At 61.8% G+C, this 21,779-nt stretch carries 16 protein-coding genes; 7 read left to right on the top strand and 9 right to left on the bottom strand.

Going from position 1 to position 21,779, the window contains the following annotated elements; translation table 11 throughout:
• Positions 1-63: 63 nt before the first annotated feature.
• From Q1A91_RS07055 to Q1A91_RS07025, 7 genes are all read right to left on the bottom strand, one after another.
• Positions 64-678, bottom strand: a complete 615-nt coding sequence (locus Q1A91_RS07055; protein ID WP_299874898.1) for a holin family protein — start codon at positions 676-678, stop codon at positions 64-66.
• Positions 669-1,280, bottom strand: coding sequence for a holin-associated N-acetylmuramidase (locus tag Q1A91_RS07050; RefSeq protein WP_299874895.1), 612 nt, complete (start codon positions 1,278-1,280; stop codon positions 669-671). Before Q1A91_RS07050 ends, Q1A91_RS07055 begins: the two co-directional genes overlap by 10 nt.
• Before the next feature lie 87 nt (positions 1,281-1,367).
• Positions 1,368-1,817, bottom strand: coding sequence for a cytochrome c maturation protein CcmE (gene ccmE, locus Q1A91_RS07045; protein ID WP_299874892.1), 450 nt, complete (start codon positions 1,815-1,817; stop codon positions 1,368-1,370).
• A 13-nt stretch (positions 1,818-1,830) separates the two neighbouring features.
• Positions 1,831-2,859 carry an N-acetyl-gamma-glutamyl-phosphate reductase gene (gene argC, locus Q1A91_RS07040; RefSeq protein ID WP_299874889.1) on the bottom strand — a complete coding sequence of 343 codons (1,029 nt, stop codon included), beginning with the start codon at positions 2,857-2,859 and terminating at the stop codon, positions 1,831-1,833.
• 51 nt (positions 2,860-2,910) lie between these two features.
• Positions 2,911-3,720, bottom strand: coding sequence for a glutamate racemase (murI, locus tag Q1A91_RS07035; RefSeq protein ID WP_299874886.1), 810 nt, complete (start codon positions 3,718-3,720; stop codon positions 2,911-2,913).
• A 14-nt stretch (positions 3,721-3,734) separates the two neighbouring features.
• Positions 3,735-4,640 (bottom strand): lysophospholipid acyltransferase family protein, encoded by a 906-nt coding sequence (locus tag Q1A91_RS07030; protein ID WP_299874883.1) that lies wholly within the window; start codon positions 4,638-4,640, stop codon positions 3,735-3,737.
• 75 nt (positions 4,641-4,715) lie between these two features.
• On the bottom strand, positions 4,716-8,114 hold the full coding sequence (locus Q1A91_RS07025; RefSeq protein ID WP_299874880.1) for an indolepyruvate ferredoxin oxidoreductase family protein: 3,399 nt from the start codon (positions 8,112-8,114) through the stop codon (positions 4,716-4,718).
• A 168-nt stretch (positions 8,115-8,282) separates the two neighbouring features.
• On the opposite strand from Q1A91_RS07025, the gene Q1A91_RS07020 reads away from it, so the two are divergent.
• From Q1A91_RS07020 to purL, 3 genes are all read left to right on the top strand, one after another.
• Positions 8,283-9,185, top strand: coding sequence for a LysR family transcriptional regulator (locus Q1A91_RS07020; protein WP_299874877.1), 903 nt, complete (start codon positions 8,283-8,285; stop codon positions 9,183-9,185).
• A 298-nt stretch (positions 9,186-9,483) separates the two neighbouring features.
• Positions 9,484-11,742, top strand: a complete 2,259-nt coding sequence (locus tag Q1A91_RS07015) for a mechanosensitive ion channel family protein (protein WP_299874874.1) — start codon at positions 9,484-9,486, stop codon at positions 11,740-11,742.
• Positions 11,743-11,841: 99 nt separating this feature from the next.
• A complete protein-coding gene (gene purL, locus Q1A91_RS07010; protein ID WP_299874871.1) occupies positions 11,842-14,001 on the top strand; it encodes a phosphoribosylformylglycinamidine synthase subunit PurL in 2,160 nt (719 codons plus the stop codon).
• A gap of 211 nt (positions 14,002-14,212) precedes the next feature.
• Here purL and Q1A91_RS07005 read toward each other — a convergent pair whose 3' ends face one another.
• Positions 14,213-15,481 carry a VWA domain-containing protein gene (locus Q1A91_RS07005; RefSeq protein WP_299874868.1) on the bottom strand — a complete coding sequence of 423 codons (1,269 nt, stop codon included), beginning with the start codon at positions 15,479-15,481 and terminating at the stop codon, positions 14,213-14,215.
• Positions 15,482-15,544: 63 nt separating this feature from the next.
• Positions 15,545-16,453, bottom strand: coding sequence for a MoxR family ATPase (locus tag Q1A91_RS07000; protein ID WP_299874865.1), 909 nt, complete (start codon positions 16,451-16,453; stop codon positions 15,545-15,547).
• Between the two features lie 230 nt (positions 16,454-16,683).
• Here Q1A91_RS07000 and Q1A91_RS06995 point away from each other — a divergent pair, with 230 nt between their 5' ends.
• From Q1A91_RS06995 to Q1A91_RS06980, 4 genes are read left to right on the top strand one after another with little or no spacing between them, the layout of a single operon-like run.
• Positions 16,684-17,706 (top strand): glycosyltransferase family 2 protein, encoded by a 1,023-nt coding sequence (locus tag Q1A91_RS06995; protein ID WP_299874862.1) that lies wholly within the window; start codon positions 16,684-16,686, stop codon positions 17,704-17,706.
• The gene (locus Q1A91_RS06990; protein ID WP_299874857.1) at positions 17,703-18,344 is read left to right on the top strand and encodes a sulfotransferase; all 642 of its coding nucleotides are present in this window, start codon (positions 17,703-17,705) and stop codon (positions 18,342-18,344) included. The genes Q1A91_RS06995 and Q1A91_RS06990 overlap by 4 nt, the downstream gene beginning before the upstream one ends.
• A gap of 2 nt (positions 18,345-18,346) precedes the next feature.
• Entirely contained in the window at positions 18,347-20,704 is a 2,358-nt protein-coding gene (locus tag Q1A91_RS06985; protein WP_299874856.1) for a glycosyltransferase family 2 protein, read from the top strand.
• 3 nt (positions 20,705-20,707) lie between these two features.
• Positions 20,708-21,757 (top strand): glycosyltransferase family 2 protein, encoded by a 1,050-nt coding sequence (locus Q1A91_RS06980; RefSeq protein ID WP_299874853.1) that lies wholly within the window; start codon positions 20,708-20,710, stop codon positions 21,755-21,757.
• Positions 21,758-21,779 lie beyond the last annotated feature (22 nt).

The following is a 21,779-nucleotide window of genomic DNA, read 5'->3' as shown; positions in this document are numbered from 1 at the left end:
TATGCCGCATGGCGCATCCGCGCCATAGACCTCACGCATCCGTTGGTGCGCAAAGCGTCGCAGTCAGCGGCGCGCGGCCTTCCAAGCATCCAATGCCGCGTTACCCTGTGGATGCCAGACCGGCTGCTGCGCAACCACCGGCACGATCTTTGACAGCATCACCGGGGCAGGCAGCACCGGTGCGATCTGCGGTGCAGGCGCATCAGCGCTGCGATCCAGCGCGCGGATCGCCTCGATATTCTCCAGCACTTCCGGCACCCGCGCCATCGACCCCACCAGCCCGCGCTGGAATTCCTGTGCTTTCAACTGATGCCGGGCACCAAAGTAGAAGGACACGATGACCCCCAGCAGCCACCACAGCGGCTCCGGCACCAGCGCGATCCCCTGCATGCGTTCGGAAAACCACAAGGGCGCCACCATGGCCGAGACAAACAGCCCCAGCGTTCCCAGCGCCAGTGCGGGCCGTGGCAGGCGGTTCAGCCCATCCATGAACCTGTCAAACCGGCCCCGCCGGGCCACGGCAAACTCGGCCCCGAATTGCGCCAAAGCCTTGCCTTGCAAGTCAGAGGCGCGCTTGGCCCCGCCTTCCGCATTCTCCCGAAACACCTCGACGGTGTCGCGCACCACGTTCTGCCCGCCCCCGAAGACAAGGCTCAACACCCGTTCCATCAACCCCATGACGCCGTCCTCTTGTTGAAATCCGCCATGCTCAGGTGAAACCTGGCCGAGATAAAATCTTCCGCCCGCGTGATCCAGCCACCCTTGCCCCCCGCACGGCTGCGCGCATACTTGCGGCTGGCTTTGCGGCTGTCCGCAAGGCGGAAATAGTAGTTCCGCCGCGCAATGCCGTAGGCATCAACCACCAGATCGGGCGCGGTCTGCATGGCCTCATCCGCCGCTTGCGCGGTGCGGCCGCCCAGCTGGCCATCAACTTTAAGGGCAAAGCCCATCTCGTTGAAAAGCCTCTGCAAAATCTTCACAGCATTGCCGCCTGCATTGACGTACATGTCAAACACACTGGCTTGCAGGGCCTCCGGCAGCATCGCGATGCCGGGCTTCTCAAAATAATGCTTGATAAAGATATCCGTGGCCTGCGCGCGGGTCAGCAGCTTCACATCAGCGGCGCCCACCTTGCCATCCCCGCTCAAATCCAGCCCCAAACGCCGCATGGTATGTATGGTCACACCAAACTTCGTCGCCCCGCCCGGATCGTCAGGGTCGTTCACATAGCCGCCTTCGCGGGCAACAATCTGGGTGGCAATATCTCGAACCATTGGCATCGCAGCGCTCCTCGTCGTGATTGACGGGAACAAGCTGCGTCAGATGTGGTTAACAAGCCGCACAGGCACCGTGCGCAGGGTGTGTGCTCAGGCGTCGGGGTCGATGTAGACGCCCTGCTCCTTCAGCGCATCGATCACCTCAGCCGGCATATAGCTTTCGTCGTGTTTGGCAAGGATTTCAGTGGCTTCAAAGACACCATTGACGTAGCTTCCGGTGCCAACCATGCCTTCGCCCTCGCTGAACAGATCCGGTGGGATGTCATCGCCCACGTAATGCACCGGCACAATCGCCCCACCATCGGTGACAGAGAAGAAGAACTTCTGCCCGGTATCCGGACGGATCGAATCCTCCACCACCAGCCCGCCGATCCGCAGCACTTCGTTCGGCGCGGGCGGCTCCGCGATGATCTGTGTGGGCGACATGAAGAAGTTGATCCCATCCCGCATCGCGTAGCCAATCAGCGCGGTGGAGCCGATCAGCGCCACCACCGCCAATGCAATGATCTGGATACGTCGTTGCTTTTTCAGGTTCTTCATGGCGCCATCAGCCTTACGGGAAGAGCGGGGCCATCATCAGCCCCTCTGTCTCCGCTATATTTAACATCAGATTGGCGTTCTGCAACGCCTGCCCGCTTGACCCTTTGGTGAGGTTATCAAGGGCCGCCACCACAATCGCGCGGCCCGCAATCCGGTCTGCAGTCACCCCGACATGGCAGAAGTTCGATCCCCGCACGTGATGCGTGCTGGGCGCCTCACCGAAAGGCAGCACTTCGACAAAAGGCTCATCCGCATAGGCCGAAGCCAACGTCTCATGGATCGCATCCGCTTCACCCGACACATAAGAAGTGGCCAGTATCCCCCTGTTTACAGGCAACAAATGCGGCGTGAACTGCACCTGAACAGGCCGTCCTGCCACGGCAGAGAATTCCTGATCAAACTCCCCCAGATGCCGGTGCGTGCCGCCCAGGGCATAGGCGTGATAACCTTCAGAGAGCTCCGCATGCAGCAGGTTTTCCTTCAACGCCCGTCCCGCGCCGGACACCGCGCATTTCATGTCGAGGATGATATCCTCCAGCCCGATCACGCCACCCGCGATCAATGGCCGCAGGGCAAACTGCCCGGTCGCCGCGTTGCATCCCGTGCCCGCGACCAGCCGGGCGGCGCGGATCTCCTCCCGGTAGAATTCCGTCAGGCCGTAGACCGCCTCTTCCTGCTGCGCGATGGCCGTATGCGGGTTGCCGTACCATTTCTCATATGCTGCCGGATCACGCAGCCGGAAGTCCGCCGACAGGTCCACAATCTTCAAGGTCTTCGGCAGGGCCGAGATCGCTTCCTGAGAGGTCTTGTGCGGCAGCGCGCAAAAGCACAGATCGATGCCGTCAAAGTCGATTTCATCAATCTTTTGCAGCACAGGCAGGTCCATTTGGCGCAGGTGTGGGAACACCTCCGCAACACTCATACCCGCTTTAGAGTTCGCGCCCAATGCCTTGATCTGCATGGAGGAATGGCCAGCAATCAGCCGGATAAGTTCAGCCCCGGTATAGCCGGAGGCGCCAAGGATGGCGATGGAATAGGTCATGGTGGTTTCCCTTTGGGAAGTGGCCCTGTTCGGGCGTCTGGTACGTCAGGTTTAAGCGGCAGTAAAGATCATCTGTCGTCGCAAAAACTGCGTGGCCCGGCTGCTGACCTGAGCGGGATCACCCGTGGTCAGGCAGGCCGCCTCGCCTTTGCCCAGCATTTCCGGGCGTCTTGCCAGATAATCGGCAAGGCTTTCGGCCACCAGATCGGCCTGAGAGAACACCTTCACATCCGCACCCAGCGCTTTCTGGAACGCCTCCTGCATCAGCGGATAATGGGTACAGCCCAGAATAGCCGCATCCGGGTCCGGCATCTTGCGCTTCAGCGCGTCCACATGGCTCTGCACCAGCGCTTCGGCAAGGATCATGTCCCCGTCCTCAATCGCATCCACAACACCGCCACAGGCCTGCGCTTCTACGTCCACGCCAATCGCCCGAAACGCCAGTTCGCGCTGGAACGCCCGGCTGGAGACGGTCGCAGGGGTCGCGAACAACGCCACATGCTGCACCGCAACCTCACGCGGCGGGGAATTGTCCCCCCACTGCCGCTCCGTCAGCGCTTCGATCATCGGCACAAACACGCCCAGCACCCGTTTGTCCGACGGCACCCAGCGTTCCTGCATCCGCCGCAAGGCCGCCGCAGAGGCCGTGTTGCAGGCCAGAATCACCAGATCGCAGCCCGCATCGAACAAGCGCTGCACCGCTGCTGTGGTCAGATTGTAGATATCATCCGGCGTCCGCACGCCGTAAGGCGCATGCGCGCTGTCGGCGAGGTAGACGAAATCCACCTCCGGCAGGCGCGCCTGCACGGCATTCAGCACGGTCAGCCCGCCAAGGCCGCTGTCGAAAATTCCTACTGCCATGTCTCACTCAGACGCTAGGCGCGATGCCGTTGTTCAAACTCAAACCCCAGATCGGACGCACCGACGGGGTCTGGCGACAACTCATAGGTCGCTTTGCGCAGGAAATCCATCATCGCTTTGCCGTCGCCTGCAAGCGGGTCCAAAACGTCACGGGTCAGGGGCGTTCCGATGCCGACGCGCACCGGGGTATCCACGCGGCGGTGGAATTCCTTGATCAGCAGCCCCATGCGCAGGGTGAAGTGCATGTGGCTCGCAATCTGGAACAATCGGCTGGTGTGGCCGTGGAAATAGACAGGGACCGCTGTGGCGCGGCTTTTGGCAATCATACGGGCGGTGAAACTGCGCCACACCGGGTCGAGCGGGCGGGAGAACGGCTTCACCGCTGTGCTGACCGTGCCTCCCGGAAAGACGCCGATTGCGCCACCCTGCCCCAGATAGTCCAGCGCAGTGCGCCGCGTGCGCAGGTTCAGCGCCAGCGCGTCCTTGGTCTCATCAAAGCTGATCGGCAGCAGTGTCCGGTTAAGCTCCGGCGCGCGGTTGAACACCGCATTGGCCAGAATGCGAAAATCCCCCCGCGTCTGCGCCAGCATCTGCCCCAGCATCAACCCGTCCAGAATGCCGTAAGGGTGGTTCGCAATCAGGATCACTGGCCCGGTGCGCGGGATCAGGTCCAGCGATCCGCTGACCACGTCCAAACTCAGCCCATAGCGATCCACCATGACCGAAAACAGATCCTGCCCTGCACGGATGTCATCCTCATACCCCCGCGCCCGCCGGATCAGCCCCACCCGGCCCGAGGCATTCTCCATCAACCGGATCATCGCGCGCCCGCCGCGCGTCTGGGCCGCGCCTGCATAGGTGAGGTCACTTACCGCCTTGCGGGTTGATCGGTTCAGGCGTCTGCGGCGTGTCAGGGGCATCCGGTCAGCCTCCTCTGGGTTGCTCTCTTTCAGATGTGGGAGTTTATCCGCGAAACGCAACAGTTCCGTGAACCCCTACTCCGCCGCCTCCGCCACCTGTGGCCCGCCTGCATTGATCACGCTCAGCAGCTCCTCACGCCGCTTGGCCGCCTTGGCTTCATTAGCCTGTTTCACCGGGCCAAAGCCGCGAATATCCAGCGGCAAACGCGCCAGCGCCACAACCGCATCCCGCGTCGCGTCAGACAGCTTCGGCAGCGCTGCTTTCATATCCATTTCATATTGTTTGATCAGCGCCCGCTCCATCTTCCGCTCTGCCGTGTAGCCAAACACATCCAGCGGCGTGCCGCGCAGGCGTTTCAGCCGCGCCATCATCCGCAAAGGGCGTTCCAGCCAGGGACCGAATTCGCGCTTCATCGGACGGCCATCCGGCCCGGTCTTCGACAGCATCGGCGGGGCCAGATTGAAGGTCAGCTTCAGATCGCCTTCAAATTCCGCTTCCGCCTTCTCCCGACTGCTCAGCAACAGCCGCGCCACTTCGTATTCATCCTTGTAGGTCAACAGCTTATGATAGCCTTCCGCCACCGCAGCCCGCACATCCTTATCGTCAATCCCGTCCAGCATCTTGCCGTATCGCTTGGCCAACCGCTTGCTCTGATAGGCCACCAGATGGTCTTTGCGAAACGCGATCTTTTCGTCCAGTGTCTTGGGCAATTCAATCACATTGGGCGTCAGCACCGCCTCGGCCTCCGCCGGATAGAGCACCGCCCAGCGCCCCAGTTCAAACGCGCGCAGGTTCCGCTCCACCGCAGCCCCATTCAGCCGGATCGCGTCCTGAATGGCCTCCAGCGTCAGCGGGATCAGGCCCCGCTGCCACGCGCCACCAAAGATCATCATGTTGGAATAGATCGAATCCCCCAGCGTCGCCTTGGCAAGGTCCGAGGCGTCAAACAACACCACATCGTCCTTCAGCCGCGCTTCCAGCGCCAGTTCCATCCGGTCATAGGGCATCTGGAATTCCGTATCGCGGGTGAAATCGCCCGTGATGATCTGATGCGCGTTGACCACCGCGCCCGTCCTGCCCGCTGACGTCAAACCAAGCGTCTTGTTCCCGGCCGAAGTCACCAGATCGCCGCCAATCAGCGCGTCACACTCCCCCGTCGCCACGCGAATGGCAGAGATATCTTCTGGCCGCTCCGCCAGACGGCAATGGATGTTCACCGCACCGCCTTTCTGGGCCAGCCCTGCCATCTCCATCATGCCAGCACCTTTGCCGTCGATCTGTGCCGCCTGCGCCAGCACCGCACCGATGGTGACGACGCCTGTGCCACCGACACCCGTAATCACCACATTGAACGTGCCATTGATCGGCGGCAGATCCGCTTCGGGCAGATCCGGGATCACCACGTCGGTTGTCGGCTCCTTGCGGATTTTCGCGCCTTCGATGGTCACAAACGACGGGCAGAACCCTTTCACGCAGGAGAAATCCTTGTTGCAGGACGATTGATCAATCGCCCGCTTGCGGCCCAACTCCGTCTCTTTTGGCACAATCGACACGCAGTTCGACTGCACCCCGCAATCGCCACAGCCCTCACAGACGTCTGAATTGATGAACACACGCTTGTCCGGGTCCGGGAACAACCCACGCTTGCGGCGGCGACGTTTTTCCGCCGCGCAGGTCTGGATGTAGACAATAGCGCTGACGCCGGGGGCCTTGGCAAAGCGCTCCTGTACGTTCATCAACTCCGCCCGTTCAAAGGTCTCTATCCCCTTGAAGGCGTTGAAATCCACGTCCTCTTTTTCATCGTAGACCACGGCGAGGGTCTTCACCCCCATCGCTTTCAACTCCGCCACGATGCGCGGCGCGTCCAGATCGCCTTCGTTGTGCTGACCGCCCGTCATCGCCACCGCATCGTTGTAGAGGATCTTGTAGGTGATGTTCGTCCCCGCCGCCAAAGCCGCGCGAATGGCCTGCACGCCGGAGTGGTTGTAGGTCCCGTCCCCAAGGTTCTGGAACACATGCGGCGTGTTGGAAAACGGTGCCTCCCCGATCCAGTTCGCCCCTTCGCCACCCATGTGGGTGAAACCCAGTGTCTCCCGGTCCATCCACTGCGCCATGAAGTGACACCCGATGCCCGCATAAGCGCGGCTGCCATCGGGCACTTTGGTCGATGAATTATGCGGACAGCCCGAACAGAAATACGGCAACCGCGCCGCCAACTCCTCAGCGTTATCTGCCCGCCGCGCTTCGTCCAGACGTGCCAGACCGGCTTTGATCCCGTCGGTCTCACGCCCCTCTTCACACAGCACGTCGCCCAGTTTCTGAGCAATATCAATCGGATCAAGCGCCCAGCGCGCGGAAAAGAACTCTTCGCCGTTCTTCGTGCCGCCGTACACCCGCCGCCCGCGCCGGTCATCAAAGATCGCTTCCTTGATCTGCACCTCGATGAGCTTGCGCTTTTCCTCAACCACCACGATCAGGTCCAGCCCCTCGGCCCAGTCGTGGAAACCCTTCATGTCCAGCGGCCATGTCTGGCCCACCTTATAGGTGGTGATCCCCAACCGCTCCGCTTCGTTCTCATCAATGTTCAAGAGCGACAGCGCATGCACCAGATCAAGCCAGTTCTTGCCCGCCGCCACAAACCCGATTTTCGCCCCCGGTTTGCCCCAGATGCGTTTGTCCATCTTGTTGGCGTGGCTGAACGCTTCGGCAGCATGGCGCTTATGGTCGATCAGCCGTGCCTCCTGCGCGATGCGGTCATCGACAAGGCGGATATTCAACCCGCCTTGCGGCATCGGGTAATCCGGCGTGACAAAGGACAACCGATGCGGATCGCCATCCACAACGGAGGTGACCTCCACCGTGTCCTTCATCGTCTTCAGCCCCACCCAGACGCCCGCATAGCGCGACAGCGCCCAACCGTAGAGACCGTAATCCATGATCTCCTGCACCCCCGCAGGGGACACCACAGGCATGTAGGCATCGACCATCGCGAATTCCGACTGGTGCAGCACGGTGGAGGATTCGCCCGTATGGTCATCCCCCATCGCCATCAGCACACCGCCAAGGGCGGAGGTGCCCGCCATGTTCGCATGCCGCATCACATCGCCGGAACGGTCCACACCCGGTCCCTTGCCGTACCACAGGCCAAAGACGCCGTCGTATTTGCCCTCTCCACGCAGTTCGGCCTGTTGCGCGCCCCACAGTGCCGTCGCTGCCAGATCCTCGTTCAGCCCGGCCTGAAAGGTCACGTTCCCTTCGGCCAATTGCTTCTCCGCCCGTGCCATCTGCATATCAACTGCGCCCAAGGGGCTGCCGCGATACCCGGTGACCAAGCCAGCGGTATTTTGCCCCGCCGCCTTGTCACGGGCCGATTGCATCAACATCAACCGCACCAGCGCCTGCGTGCCGTTGAGCAGCACGGGCGACTTCTCCAGATCAAAGCGGTCGTTGAGTGAAATCTTCTGCGTGGTCATGATGACCCTCCCCGGTCATTTTGGCGTTCGCTAGATATAGACCCATGATAGGTCACAAATGCTGACCTGTATAGCAGATTTTTGCCTGGCCCTAACCATTATTTACAAACCAACCCCTGTTCTCCGTCCCGATATAAGGTAGGACGTTCTCAGCCAGGAGAAAGTATCATGGACTGGGACAAACTGCGCATCTTTCATGCGGTGGCCGATGCAGGCTCACTGACCCATGCGGGGGACAAGCTGAACCTGTCCCAATCCGCCGTGTCCCGTCAGGTGCGCGGGCTGGAAGAGCAGCTGAACACCAACCTGTTTCACCGCCACGCGCGCGGGTTGATCCTGACCGAACAGGGGGAGCTGTTGTTTGACGCGACCTCCGCCATGACCAAACGGCTTGATGCGGCAGCAGCCCGCATTCGCGACAGCGAAGAAGAAGTGTTCGGCGAATTGCGCGTGACCACCACCACCGGGTTCGGCACGCTCTGGCTCGCCCCGCGCCTGTCGAAGCTCTATGATCTATACCCCGACCTCAAGGTCGATCTGATGCTGGAAGAACGGGTGCTTGACCTGCCCATGCGCGAAGCGGATGTGGCGATCCGGTTCAAGGAGCCGTCTCAGGCGGACCTCATTCGCAAACGGCTGATGACCGTGCGCATGTGCCTGTTTGCGACCAAGAAATACCTCGAAGAAAACGGTACACCTGCCTCCATCGAAGACCTCAGCGAACATCGCCTGATCTGTCAGAACACCGACAGCGATCAGGTGGGCGCAGGCCTCAACCTGATCCAGAGCCTGCTGATGAACGACGTCCGCTCGCTCCTGACGGTGAATAACTACTTTGGCGTGCTGCAAGGCGTGTTGCACAACCTTGGCATCGGTGTGCTGCCGGATTATGTTGTGCAGGAGTTCGCAGGCCTTGTCCGCGTCCTGCCGGAGACTGAGTCGGCAGAGGTGCCGGTATTTTTGGCGTATCCCGAAGAACTGCGCCAATCCCAGCGGGTTGCCGCCTTCCGGGACTTTGTCCAGGAAGAGATCATTTCATACCGTAAAGCATTGAGAGATCAGCGAAAATAGCCTGATATGCGCCAGACGCATAGCGGGTTTGCTTGGCAAAGTTTGCCAACTGCCTTGAAACAGACATCTTCGCCGCCTAATTCAACATCATGAAGAGGGCAGCCTCCGGGCGCGCCACTTCATACCTCCCTGTTGGACTTGGCCGAGCATCTCGCTCGGCCTTTTTTTTGGCCCCGTGCCAGGGATTTAGGGGGTCGAGGCCAATCCGATTATTGATCTTCGCGCGATTTGCGGCTCTGGTGTGTCGATTAACCCTGGGGGCGGTATGGGACATCTTCGGATTTTGTGCATTTGGCTGATGGGCCTTTTGATCGCGCTTGCGCCGGTGGCAAGCCCGCAGGGCCATGCGCAAATGCTGCCAGGCACCTCCACCACCGCGCAGGACGCGCCGCTTACCCTGCCAGATCCGCTCACCCCTGAAGCGGCCAATGCCTTGCTGTCGCGGCTGTCGGATGCGGATGTGCGCGCCTTGCTGCTGGACCAACTCAACACGCAGGCTGCTGAATCCGCTGTCGAAGTCGATCAAGCCGTCAACGATTTCCTCTTTCACGCCACCTCCGGCGCGGTGCAATCCATCACCGTGCCCATCGAACGCCTGCCTGTATTGTTCACCAAACAGGGCGAAGCGTTTTCGACCTTCTATGCCAAGATCGGCGGGTTCTCAGGCCTGCTGACCCTGCTTGGCTACATGGCTGTCGTCTTTGGCATCGCCGCGGCTGCGGAACTGTTGTTCCGCCGCCTGACGCGGGATTGGCAAATCCTGCCGCCCGCCGATGCCGATAACCTTACCCTGCGCGAAACCATCCAGCTTCTGACCCAGCGGCTGACCACCCAGGTCGTCGCGGTGGTGGTCTTTGTGCTGGTGGCCCGCGCGGTTGGCTTCGCGATCCTGCCAGATACCTTCTTGCCGATCACCCAGTTGATCGGCATCTATCTGATCGGCTTTCCCCGGTTCATGCTGGCGGTGGCGTTCTTCTTCTTCGCGCCGCTGAACCCTGAGTACCGCCTGCTGAACGTCAACACGCCTGCTGCGAAGGCGTTTTGCTATCACCAGTTCTGGCTGGCTTTCCTGCTGGGGTTTTCAGCCGCAATCGTCGTTTTCAATCAGAACAATGGCGTGGCACCGGGCGAAACCCGTCTGGCCTTCTGGCTGAACCTTGCCCTGCACATTTATCTCATCGTGATTTTCTGGCGGTATCGTGACGACGGCGTGATGATGATGCGTGGCGCGGACCCCGACGTGACCCCGATGGAAGAACGCATCGCCCGCTCCTACCCTTACATGAACATCGCCATGTTTGTTATTGTCTGGTGGGTCATCAACATCGTTGTCAGCTACGAGAACTTTGAACTGCTGGCCAGCGCCCCTCACTACAAGACCATGCTGTTGCTGATGTTCGCCCCCGCAATGGACACCGCCATTCGCGGTCTTGTCCGCCACCTGACCCCCGCGATGACAGGCGAAGGCAGCGTCGCCGAACGCGCCTATTATGCCACCAAACGCGCCTATATCCGCATCGGCCGCGTTGTGATCTTTGCCATCGTTGTGCTGTCCATCGCTGAATTCTGGGGGATGAGCGCCACAGCCATCGCGACCGCTGGGGTGGGTGCGCGGTTCGCGGCCTCCATCATTGAATTCCTGATTATCATGTCGATCGGCTATCTGCTCTATGAAGCGGTCTCCCTGATCATCAACCGCAAGCTCGCGGCAGAGATGACAGCCAGCGGCATTGACCCTGACACCGCCGACGTGGGCGGCGACGGCGGCGGTGCGGGTGGCTCGCGGCTGTCGACGGTCCTGCCGCTGATCCTGCTGGTGGCGCGCAGCTTCATCGTGGTGCTGTTCCTGCTCCTGGGGCTCAGCAACATCGGCGTGGATACAACCCCGCTGCTGGCGGGTGCCTCCATCGTCGGTCTGGCGATTGGTTTTGGCGCGCAAAAGCTGGTGACGGATGTGGTCTCCGGCGTGTTTTTTCTGGTCGATGACGCCTTCCGCACCGGCGAATACGTGGAGGTCGAGGGCACCATGGGCACGGTGGAGAAAATCTCCATCCGCTCCATGCAGCTGCGCCACCACAAAGGCCCCGTGCACACCATTCCCTACGGGGAAATCCCCAAGGTCACGAATTTCTCCCGCGATTGGGTGATCATGAAGCTGCGCTTCACCGTGCCCTTCGGCACCGATCCCAACAAGGTCAAGAAGATCTTCAAGAAGATCGGTCAGGACATGCTGGAGGTGGAAGAGTTCAAGGACGATTTCATGCAGCCGTTCAAATCCCAGGGTGTGCTGGAAGTGGACGACGTCGGCATGGTGATCCGGGGCAAGTTCATGTGCAAACCCGGCGCGCAGTTCATGATCCGCAAGGAGATCTTCAACCGCGTGAATGCCGCCTTCGAGGAAAACGGTCTGGAATTTGCCCGCCGCGAAGTGCGCGTGGCGCTGCCCTCCCATGGCAACTTGGAAGACCTCACGCCAGAGGACACCGCCGCGATCTCCGCCGCGGCAACACAGGCGGCGCAGGAACAGGCGGGCACGGCCCAAAAAGACGACCGTTAAACACCGAACCGGCTTGGGCTGCGCTTTTTTGCGCCCCCCGTCTTCCCCCTCCCCGCGCCTTCCACTAAGACACGGGCCAAATGCTTGAGGGGGCTGCCCATGACCGATCCTGCCATCACCGACGACGTTATTGCCGCACATGGCTTCACGCCGGAGGAATACGCAGAGGTCAACACCATCCTGGGCCGCGCGCCCAACTACACGGAGATGGGCATCTTCTCCGCCATGTGGAACGAGCATTGCTCGTATAAATCCTCCAAGAAATGGCTCCGCACCCTGCCCACGACCGGCCCGCAGGTGATCTGCGGCCCCGGCGAAAACGCGGGCGTGGTGGACATCGGCGACGGTCAGGCGCTGGTCTTCAAGATGGAAAGCCACAACCACCCCTCCTACATCGAACCCTACCAAGGGGCAGCGACCGGGGTCGGGGGCATCCTGCGCGACGTCTTCACCATGGGCGCGCGCCCGATTGCCTCGATGAACTCCCTCAGCTTCGGCCGCCCCGATCACCCCAAGACCCGCCAGCTGGTGCACGGCGTCGTGGCAGGGGTCGGCGGCTACGGCAACTGCTTCGGGGTTCCTTGTGCAGGGGGCGAAGTCCGTTTTGACACCGCCTATGACGGCAACTGCCTCGTGAACGCCTTCGCAGCTGGCCTCGCCGACGCCGACAAGATCTTCTACTCCGCCGCGTCCGGCATCGGCATGCCTGTGGTCTACCTTGGTGCGAAAACCGGCCGTGACGGCGTGGGCGGGGCGACCATGGCAAGCGCCGAATTCGACGACACGATCGAGGAAAAACGCCCCACCGTGCAGGTCGGCGATCCGTTTACGGAAAAGCGCCTGATGGAAGCCACGCTGGAGCTGATGGCCACCGGTGCCGTGATCTCCATTCAGGACATGGGGGCCGCGGGCCTGACGTGTTCTGCCGTCGAAATGGGCGACAAAGGCGGCTTGGGCGTCAAACTCAATTTGGAGGCTGTTCCCCAACGCGAAGAAAACATGACCGCCTACGAGATGATGCTCTCAGAATCCCAGGAACGCATGCTCATGGTTCTCAAACCAGAATTAGAGGCCGAGGCGCGTGCCGTCTTCGAAAAATGGGACCTCGATTTCGCCATTGTCGGCGAAACCCTCCCCGAAGACCGCTTCCTGATCACCCACAACGGCGAAGTCAAAGCCGACCTGCCCTTGAGCAAACTCGCCTCCACCGCCCCCGAATACGACCGCCCTTGGGTGGAAACCCCTGCTGCCGACCCCTTGGGCGATGTCGCGGGTGTCGACCCGATTGATGGGCTGAAGGCACTGATTTCCGACCCCAACTACGCTGCAAAAAACTGGGTGTTCGAACAATACGACACCATGGTCATGGCGGATTCAGCGCGCACCCCCGGCATCGGGGCGGGCATCATCCGCATCCACGGCACCGACAAGAGCATCGCTTTCACCTCCGACGTGACCCCGCGCTATGTGAAGGCCAACCCGGTCGAGGGTGGCAAACAGGCGGTGGCGGAAAGCTACCGCAACCTCACGGCTGTGGGGGCAACCCCCCTGGCCACCACCGACAACATGAACTTCGGCAACCCCGAAAAGCCTGAAATCATGGGGCAATTTGTCGGTGCCATCAAAGGCATCGGTGAAGCTGTGAGTGCGCTCGACATGCCCATCGTCTCCGGCAATGTCTCCCTTTACAATGAAACCGATGGTGCCGCGATCCTGCCCACGCCAACCATCGGCGCAGTGGGCCTGATCGCCCACCCCGATGACATCATCGGCAGCGAGGTCCGCGAAGGCCATGTCGTCCTTGTCCTGGGCGACACCACCGGCCACCTCGGCCAATCCGCCCTGCTGGCCGCAGTGCATGGCCGCATCGAAGGCGACGCGCCGCCCGTTGATCTGGCAGCCGAAAAAACCCATGGCGATTTCATCCGCGCCAACCGCGCGCTGATCAAAGCCTGCACCGACCTCAGCGATGGCGGCCTTGCCCTCGCCGCATTCGAATTGGCCGAAGCCGCAGGTGTCGGCGTCACCCTCGACACAGACGACACCGCCCAACTCTTCGGCGAAGACCAGGCCCGCTACCTGATCGCCTGCAACTTCGACCAGGCCGAAGCCCTGATGATCGCTGCAGGCCGCGCAGGCGTGCCCCTCACCACCGTGGGCAAATTCGGCGGCAGTGAGGTGAGCTTCGGCACCACCTCCGCCCCCCTCGCCGACCTTTCCGCGATCTACCGCGGCACCTTCGCCGATACCTTCGCCTGAACCTTTGGTTTCGGAGCCATCCTTGCTTGAGGACTGGCGGACATGAGGCTGACGGTTTGCCAAGAAAAATCGCCGAGGGACCCGCTTGCGGGATACGGCTATTTTTCTTGGCAAATCGGCGGGCTTATGTCAGGCGGGGATCAATCAAGGATGGATTCGAAACCGCTTTGGTTTTGGTGAATCCGAAGCCCCGCCGTCCCCGCGAAGACGCCTACGGCGGATGAGCCGCCATCGCCGCCATCAACCGCCCCTTCTCCCCCACATCATCCGGCTTTGAAATCACCTCCGCCAGCGCTTCCAATGAAGCAATCGAATGGCCTGCCCGGAAACTGTCCACATGGGGCAGCATCGCCATGATGCCCGCCGCCTTTGGCGCGAAACCATCCCAGCGCAGCAAAGGGTTCAGCCAGATCAGACGCCGGGCGGTCAGACCCAGCCGCTGGGTCTGACGGGCCAGTTCGGCAGGATCATCCCGGTCCAGCCCGTCGGTGATCAGCAGCACCACTGCGCCCTGTCCCATGACCCGCCGGGACCAGTCGCGGTTGAAGGCTTCCAGACAGGCCCCGATGCGCGTCCCACCTTCCCAATCCTGCGCCTCCGCGCCTGCGGCGGCCAGGGCCGCATCCACATCGCGCGTGGCCAGATGGCGGGTGATGTTGGTCAGCCGGGTGCCAAAGGTGAAGGCATGCACCTTGGCCCAGCCCGCCCCGCGTGCGTTGCTGACGGCATGCAGGAAGTGCAGGATGATCCGGGAATACTGGCTCATGGAGCCGGAGATATCGCAGAGCACCACCAGATTGGGATAGCGCGGGCGCTGGGTCTTGAGCGCCAGTTCGTGCATCTCCCCTCCGCGCCGCAGCGCAGCCCGCAAGGTGCGCTGCGCATCCACCCGGCCCAGATGGGCCGCCTGGGTGCGCCGTGAGGGCAGGGGTTTGACCGGCAGGGTCAGCCGCGCCAGCATGCGCTTGGCCTCGTTCATCTCCGCCAGACTCATCTGCTCAAAATCCAGCGTGCGCAGCCGTTCCTGCGTGGACATGGTCAGGCTGGCGTCGATCTCCAGCAGCGTTTCCTCATCGGAGCCCTGCTCCTCTTCGTCCCTGGGGGGCGCTTCGGCCCCATCGAGCAGTGCCTCGGCTGCGCGTTTCTCCGCGGCTTGTGCCGTGCGTTCCTCCTGCACACCCCGGATCGCGGGCAGCATCGCGGCCATCATATGTTCCATATACCGCGGATCGCGCCAGTAGAGCCGAAAGAGCTGCGCAAAAATCCGGCGGTGTTCAGGCTTGTTCACAAAACAGGCGTGCAGGGTCCAGTAGAAGTCCGGTTTGTTGGAAAACCCCGCCGCCTGCACCGCGCGGATGGCGTCGATCACCCGGCCCGGACCGATGGGCAGGCCTGCCCGGCGCAGGGCGCGGGCGAAATGGGTGATGTTGCCTGCCAGTTTCGGATCGTCCGGCAGGTCGAGGGGGGCGTATTCAGGCAAGATTGCCTGACTGGAGGGTTTTACCCTCCAGACCTCCCAGGTTTTTTTTACCATTTGGAAGGATCATGCGGGCTCCAGCGCGGCTTTGGCCTGATCAAGGATGCGTTTGGCTTCCGAGCCGTGCAGCTTGGCGATGTCGTCCTGATATTTGAGGATCGCGCCCAGGGTGTCGGCGATGACCTCGGGGGACAGCTGGATGACGTCGAGGGCCAGCAGGCATTTGGCCCAGTCGATGGTTTCGGCCACGCCGGGTTTCTTGAACAGGTCTTCGGTGCGCAGGGCCTGCACAAAGGCCACCACTTCGCGGCTGAGTGCCTCGGCCGCTTCGGGGGCGCGGGCGGCGAGGATTTCCATCTCACGCTCAAAGCCCGGGTAGTCGACCCAGTGATACAGGCAGCGGCGTTTGAGGGCGTCGTGCACTTCGCGGGTGCGGTTGGAAGTCAGGATCACAATCGGCGGCTCTGGCGCCTTGATGGTGCCCATTTCGGGGATCGTCACCTGAAAATCGCTGAGCGCTTCGAGCAGGAACGCTTCAAAGGGCGCATCGGTGCGGTCGAGTTCATCAATCAGCAGGATCGGCGCGCCGTTCTCATCCGGGCGCATGGCCTCCAGCAGGGGCCGTTCGATCAGGTAGTCGTCGCTGAACAGCTCTGTTGTCAGGGCGCTGCGGTCCGCACCACCTGTGGCTTCCGCCGTGCGGATGGCAACCATCTGGGCCGGAAAGTTCCATTCATAGACGGCAGATGACGCATCAAGCCCTTCGTAGCATTGCAAGCGGATCAACTTGCGGCCCAGGGCGGCGGCCAGCGCTTTGGCGATCTCGGTCTTGCCCACGCCTGCTTCGCCTTCCAGAAACAGCGGTCGGCCCAGCGTGAGGCTGAGGAACACCACCGTGCCCAATGCGCGCCCGCAAATGTACCCTTGCGCGCCCAGCATTTCCTGCACCGCGTCGATCGAGGTTGGTTTGTTCATGTGGTGTCGTCCTCCCGTTCCCACCCAACCTGCATCTTGACCTGCCGGGGTCAAGGGCTGGACCCGTGCCGATTTACCACGACATTGCGGGATGCCCCCCGAAATGTTGACCTGATTCGGTGGGGCTGGCATACATCTTGCACAATCAAGAGGACCGGGGCGCTTTTGCACACCCGACCCAGAGGCGGATATGAGACAGAACACCCCCTGCCACGGCAGGACAGGCTGACATGCGCATAACAGCTGTGACCTGCGTCAAGAACGAAGGCCCTTTCCTGCTGGAATGGATCGCCTTTCAGCGCGTCATCGGGGTGACGGATTTTCTGTTTTATTCCAACGATTGCACCGATGCGACGGACCGGCTGCTGGACCGTCTGGCGGACCACGGCATTTTGACCCATCTGCCCAACCCTGCCACCAACCGCAACTACCAGATGCAGGCGCTCAAGGACGCCAAGACGCAGCAGGTCGTCAAACAGGCCGATTGGGTCTGGGTGGCGGATGTGGATGAATTCCTCAACATCCATGTGGGTGATCATACAATCCCCGCGCTGATTGCGGCCTGCGGCAATCCGCAAGCCATCTCCGTCACCTTCCAGTTCTTTGCCAACAACGGGGTGGAAGCGTTCGAGGACGCGCCCGTGATCCGGCAATTCCAGCACAGTCACAATCCCGACATCTGGTGCGACCAGACCGCGATTGAGGTCAAAAGCCTGGTCCGCGCGGATTTCCCGCTGGCTTACTATGGCGCGCACCGTCCGTTCCATGATGAGGACAAACACGGCGCGCCCCTCTGGACAGATGGGTCGGGCCGCCCGGTGCCGCCGCGCTTTCGCAAGCGCGCCAACAAACGCCGCATCCGCGCCTTTCCCGCGCGTGATGCCCGCGCACATGCCACGCTGAACCACTACGCGCTGCGCAGCCTCGACAGCTATCTGGTCAAGAACGACCGGGGCGACGTGAACCGCGAACACCGCGCCTTTGACGACAGCTATTGGCGCGAACGCAATGACAATGGATATCACGATCCGTCGATCCTGCGCTACGCCGCGCCGCTTGAGGCGGAAATGGCGGCGCTCAAGGCCCTGCCCGGCATCGCGGATCTGCACGATGAAGCCGTCGCCCTGCACCGCGCCAAGCGCGACGACCTGCTGGCGCAGGACAGCTATCAACAGATGCGCGATCAGCTGCGCGCCGCCTCCCCTTTTCCGCCGATGGAAGACGCCCTGCGCAAGGAGCTGGAGATCACATGACCCGCCCGATCATTTCCCTGTCGCTGCCGAAATCCGGCACCACCACCCTGGCCGATGCATTGCGGCAGGCAGGCCTGCACGTGGCCGACTGGCGCATCAGGCGGCATGAAACAGACAGCGTTCATCTGCACGACCGGCTGGTGGCGGAGCTGATGTATGAAGATTACTTCGACAGCGGTGATCCGCTGGCGCGGCTTGGCGAATATGACGCCATCACCGAGATGAATGCAGTCAACAAGAACGTCTGTTTCTGGCCACAGATGGATGTGGGCCTGCTCACCGCCATTGAGACACATCACCCGAACGTGCGCTTCCTGCTGTCCCGCCGCAATCCGGAGAAAACCGCCGAAAGCATGCTGAACTGGAACAACCTCGCCAAGGAACGGCTGCCACGCAACAATGTGCCCGGTCTGCCCCGGCCCTATGGCGATCAAAAACCGCATCTGGTGCGCTGGATCACGTCGCATTACGCCTTTTGCGACCGCATCTTTGAGGGGCGCACACACTTCCTTGCCGTCGATCCCGAAGACCCCGCAGCGGCTGAGAAAATCTCGGGCTTTCTGGGCGTTGATCTGCCGTGGTGGGGCAAAAGCAACACCACTGCGGAATGGCTGGCAACCCAGCGGCAGGAAGGCTGAGCATGGCGCGCAAGATCACCCTGCTGATCGGCCCGGTGGAGCGGGCAGCGGCGCGGATGCGCACCCTGCTGGCGCAGAATGCGGATACGCTCGCGGCGGCTGGCATCGCCGCCCCCGACTGGAACCACGTCCGGCTCTATGCCGCCTGCGCGGACCCTGATGCGGGCAGCGTGCTGCGCTACAAACGCGGGCTGGATGGGCCGCTGGTGGGAGAGACCTTGCAGGCGGAGTTCACCGCCAAACTGGCGCGCGAGGTCCCTGAACTGGCGGTAGATCATGTGGTGATCTCAGCCGCCCAGATGGGCTGTTACCTGACCACACCGGCAGAGCTCAAACGCCTGCACGCGCTCCTCTCTCCACACTTCGATGATATCCAGATCGCCCTGCACGTGCAGGCGCAGGCGCGCATGGCGCTGGATCATTATACCTATGCCGTGATGGAAGGCCGCCGCACCGGGTTGGACGCGGAACTGGCATTGGCCGCAGGCAAGGACTGGGGCCCCTGTGCCATGGCTCTGCGTGGCGAATGCGCGCCCTACTTCGGTCTGTTCGATGACATCCAGCATCCGCCGCCGTGGCTGGACTTCACTGCCCTGCTCAAGTTCTGGGAAGGCACCTTTGGCAAGGGCAACGTCACCCTGCATCCGCTTGATATGGACCGTCTTTGGAGCGCTGATGGCGCGCAGGTGTTGGGGGAGACCCTTGGCATCCCACTGGCCCCCGCCAAACCCGAACGCCCTCCCACACCCGAACCGGCGGCCTCGCTCACCCGCCTGCGGCAGTTCAACGACATCCTCATCCGCTACATGCAAAAGCGCGAGATCATCTGCCCGCGCGAGGTCTGGCAGCAAATGCGCATGAACGTCCGCGTCACGGGCGCGCCGGTTGACCCCGGCAGCCTGCACGCCATTTCCACCCATTTTGCCAACAAGAACAAAACCCTGATCAAACGCTTTCCTGCGCTGGCCACGGCCCTCAAAGCGCCGCCCAAAGCCGATACCTATGCCGAAGCGGACCCGACGCTGGGCTACCGCGCCTCGCAATACCTCACGGCTTTTGCCTTCGGCATCAACCGCGCGGCCACGCCGCTGGCCGACCGTCTGGCCGAGGCGCGCGAAGCCAAGGAGGCCGCGCGGAAATTCACCGCGCTGCTGAACCCAGATGCCGCAAAACCCGATGAAAAGGCAGAGAAAAAGCAGCTCCTCACCCGCGTGAAAGTGAACCACCAGATGGTGCTGGGCACACAGTTCCGCCCGCATAACAACCTCGGCGCGGTGGACGAAGAACAACTCGCCGCCGCCTATACGCCGCTGGCCAAACGCGACCTGCCCAAAGGCTCCACCGGCAATGTCATCGTCGGCTGCATGAAGAACGAAGCGCCCTATATCGTGGAGTGGATCGCCTATCACCGCGCCATGGGTGTCGATCACTTTCTGATCTACACGAACGATTGCTCTGACGGCACCGACGAGGTGTTGGGCCGCTTGCAAGAGATGGGCATCGTCCAGCACCGCAACAACGATCAATGGAAGGGCAACTCGCCCCAGCAACACGCGCTGAACCAGTCCCTGAAGGAACCGTTGATCCAGAATGCCGAGTGGATCATCCACATCGACGTGGATGAATTCATGAACGTGCGCACCGGCAACGGCACGCTCAGTGACCTCTTCGCCGCCGTGCCGGATGCGACCAACTTTGCGATGACGTGGCGGCTCTTCGGCCACAACGGCGTGACCGAACTCAACGACGCATTCGTCATCGACCAATTCGATGCATGCGCGCCCGCCTATTGCCCCAAACCCCACACCGTCTGGGGGTTCAAAACGATGTTCCGCAACATCGGGGCCTATGCCAAAATCTCCTGCCACCGCCCCAACAAACTGGACCCTGCGTTCGCCAAGAAGGTCAAATGGGTGAACGGTTCCGGTCAGGACATGACGCCGGATGCCGTCAACAACGGCTGGCGCTCATCAAAGAAAACAATCGGTTACGACCTTTTGCAACTCAACCACTACGCTTTGCGCTCCGCTGAAAGCTTCCTGATCAAACGCCAGCGCGGCCGTGCGCTGCACGTCGATCGCTCCATCGGGATCAACTACTGGATTCGCATGGATTGGTCCGATTTCCGCGACATCACCATCAAACGCAACCTGCCCCGCCTGCGCGCCGAATACGACGCGCTGATGGCCGATGAGACGCTGCGCGCCGCCCATGACGCAGGTTTCGCATGGCACAAGGCCAAGGCAAAGGAACTCCGCAGCCAGCCCGAATTTCAGGACCTCTACGCCCAGGCCTTGCAGGTCAAACTGAACGAGACGGAACGTGTCGCCTACGCCCTCTCCCTCGACATGGAAAGCTGACAGGTGCGCCACCTCGCCATCCTCTGCGTCCGGAACGAGGCCGCCTTTCTGCTCGAATGGCTCGCCCATCACCGCGCCGTCGGGTTCACGGATTTCCTCGTCTTTTCAAACGATTGTCAGGACGGCACCGATACGATGCTCGACCGGCTCGAAACCCTCGGCCACCTCACTCACGTGCCCAACGACGGCCCCTACGACAAAGGCGGTATCCAGTTCACCGCCCTCAAGGCTGCCGCCAAACACCCGCTCACCAGGCAAGCCGACTGGATCCTGCCCCTTGATGTGGACGAATTCGTCAACATCCACACCGGCGATCATACCCTGTCTGCCCTGCATGCCGCCCTGCCCGATGCCACCGCCATCACGCTCACATGGCGGCTTTTTGGCTTCTCGGGCCAGGTCCGCTACCAGGACACCCCCGTCACGGATACCTTCACCCGTTGCGCCCCCGCTGTCATGCACTGGCCGTGGCGCGCGGCGATGTTCAAGACCCTCTACAAAAACGATGGCACCTACCGCAAACCCGGCGTGCACCGCCCCCGCGACCCCGATGACGCCAAACTGTCAGACGCCCGGTGGTTTGACAGCCACGGCCGCGCCCTGCCCCCGCAGTTCCGCACCGCGCGCATCTTCTCCACCTATGGCCGCGACAATTACGGTCTGGCGCAGTTGAATCACTATCCCCTTGGCGCCGCAGAGAGCTATGTGCTGAAAGCCGCCCGTGGCCGCGCCGTGCATGAGGCAGACACCCTCGGCCTCGACTACTGGGTGGAGCGGAACTTCAACACCGACACAGACACCTCCATCAGCAGCCTGGCACCTGCCCGCAACAGCGCGCTGGCGCAGCTCAAGTCTGACGAAACGCTCGCGCAACTCCATGAAAACGCTGTGAAATGGCGCAAGGCGCGTTTCCTTGACCTGATGCAGGACGAACCCTACCGCGCGCTCTTTGGACGGCTGATGATGACACCGCCGTCGCAACCGATCCCGCTCAATGCCGCGCGGTTCCTGACCCACCACGCCAACCTCGGGCGGCAAAACGCGCGGAATTGACCCGCTCCCCTTGTCTTTTCTC

The sequence above is a fragment of the uncultured Sulfitobacter sp. genome (assembly GCF_947500075.1).
In the GTDB taxonomy this organism is placed as follows: Bacteria; Pseudomonadota; Alphaproteobacteria; order Rhodobacterales; family Rhodobacteraceae; genus Sulfitobacter.
Note: the sequence above shows the minus strand (reverse complement) of the source record. Positions and strands in the feature narration are given on the sequence as shown.